General features: G+C 59.6%; 4 protein-coding genes. 1 reads left to right on the top strand and 3 read right to left on the bottom strand.

Going from position 1 to position 1,933, the window contains the following annotated elements:
* Positions 1 to 376: 376 nt before the first annotated feature.
* The 3 genes from J1C47_RS23465 to J1C47_RS23475 all read right to left on the bottom strand — a co-directional run bounded on the left by J1C47_RS23465 (position 377) and on the right by J1C47_RS23475 (position 1,720).
* Positions 377 to 868 carry a GNAT family N-acetyltransferase gene (locus J1C47_RS23465; RefSeq protein WP_207353219.1) on the bottom strand — a complete coding sequence of 164 codons (492 nt, stop codon included), beginning with the start codon at positions 866 to 868 and terminating at the stop codon, positions 377 to 379.
* A gap of 1 nt (position 869) precedes the next feature.
* A complete protein-coding gene (locus J1C47_RS23470; RefSeq protein ID WP_245396769.1) occupies positions 870 to 1,160 on the bottom strand; it encodes a type II toxin-antitoxin system TacA family antitoxin in 291 nt (96 codons plus the stop codon).
* A 269-nt stretch (positions 1,161 to 1,429) separates the two neighbouring features.
* Entirely contained in the window at positions 1,430 to 1,720 is a 291-nt protein-coding gene (locus J1C47_RS23475) for a hypothetical protein (protein ID WP_207353220.1), read from the bottom strand.
* Positions 1,721 to 1,738: 18 nt separating this feature from the next.
* Between J1C47_RS23475 and J1C47_RS23480 the strand changes: the two genes are divergently transcribed.
* Positions 1,739 to 1,933, top strand: a 195-nt coding sequence (locus tag J1C47_RS23480; protein WP_207353221.1) for a helix-turn-helix domain-containing protein, incomplete at its 3' end; no start/stop codon positions are given.

The following is a 1,933-nucleotide window of genomic DNA, read 5'->3' on the forward strand; positions in this document are numbered from 1 at the left end:
CCACGACAAGCATCCCAACTCGGCCTCCGATCAATCTCGGAAGGCACTTTGAACCCCTGCGTCACAGGGGTCCCGTTTGGACGCCGATCACCCCTGAAACGGGGTCCTTATTCCACGCCGATTCACACCGGACCGGGCGGCGCGGGTCATGGCCAACACGGGAGCCGAGCGACAGCGAAGGCGAATGGAGCGGGCAGGCCATTGACCCGGAGAGCCGTCCCGAGGACGGTACACGGCGCATCATCACGGCTGGAGGTCAGGCCGGGCAGTCGGATCGAAAGGGGATTGTCAGGACGCGGGGCGCAAGCGGAAATACCCGGCCAACAAGCGTTTCGCCCGTATTACCGCGCCGGATGGGTAGGACGCTGCAGACGGATCAGGCGCCGAGAAGTGCGTCCATGGCCGTGATCGGCAGGACGAGGCGGTTCGTCGTGGCGGCAAGACGGCGGAAGCCGAACCCCTCATAGAAGGCGGCGGCTTTCTCGTCCTTGGCTTCGACGATCATGCCGAGGATGCCGATCTGGCTCGCCGCCTTGCGCGTCGTGTCGAAGGCATGGACGATGAGCGCATCGCCATAGCCCTGGCCCTGCCAGCGTCTATCCACGGCGAGACGCCCGAGGAGCAGGAACGGAATGTCTTCGTAAGGGCCGGCCTGGACGTCTTCGGGCAGATGGTCGCGGCGGACCGAATGCGCGCTGATCGAGTAGTAGCCGATGATGGTGGGACCGTCGGCGAGGACGTAGATGCGGGTCAGGCTGCGTTTAAGGTCCTGGTTGGCGTATCGCTGGAGATAGACATTGAGCGCCGGAACGCCGCAATCGAAGGATTTGCGGTCGTGGCCCTTCGGATCGAGCGCGGCGAACTCCACCTTAGCGCTGGAGGTCGCGGAACTTCGCAGCCGCCTTTTTCATGCGCCGCGTCGGGGCGGCGGGCGCATCGAGCGCGCCGAAGAACGCCGTCCAGTCTTCGGCGGAGAACTTCGTTTTCTGGTGCTCGGCGATGACCGCCTCCGCCTTCTCGCGGACGCTCTCCCGGATGAACTTGCTCTTGTCGAGCTTGAGATAGGCGCGCGCCGTGTCCATCATGGACAGCGTCACCGCGTCCATGCGCACTTTGAGCATATCGCCCTTATCACCTGTGTTCGTCATCGTTCGGTCCATCGTGCACCTGCCTTTTCTCAACAAGTATACCCACAAATGTAGGTATAATGCAACAATGCTCGCTACCGTTCGAGCCTGCGAAACTGGGCGAAGGTCCGACGAACGTGCTGGCAAAGAGGTGGATCATTCGCCAACATCATAGCCAAATCGCCTGGCGAACGTCCTAAACGGTCAACCGCTTCAGTGTCTGGGCGGGCAGCGTCACAAAAGAGATCGAACAAATCCTTTCGACCCATTGCTGTCGCTATGTGATATAAAGTGTATCCTGTCTACCGAGACTGAAATGAAAAATCGACCCCTACTTGCACAAGAGCTTCTGCCGCTTCTAAAGAACAGCCTTCCCAGATTTTATCTGCTAATATCTTTGCTCTACGAACTAAATCAGTTTCAATCATAGAAAATAAATCGTCTCGGGAAATTTCCCGTTGCAACTCCTCCATCGTGATGGCCAAAGACTTTGCGTTATCGCCATTTGAATTCGCCATGTCAGTAATACCAACGGCCACGATTTCTGACTCGGCGGGGATTCCCTTGATGGCGAGCGAGTGATTCACTGGCATTGAACCACGGAGGTTTCGATGGCGGTAGAGATCACTCGAACGGACCACTCATCGGCGGCGCTTCGCGCGGCTGCGGCGAAGAGTTCGGATGCGAAGGCGGCGCGGCGGATGCTGGCGATCGCGCTGGTCCTGGACGGCGTGGATCGCCGGTCGGCCGCCGAGACGTGCGGCATGGATCGCCAGACGCTTCGAGACTGGGTTCATCGCTACAAC

The organism is Jiella sonneratiae (assembly GCF_017353515.1).
Taxonomy (GTDB): domain Bacteria; phylum Pseudomonadota; class Alphaproteobacteria; order Rhizobiales; family Rhizobiaceae; genus Jiella; species Jiella sonneratiae.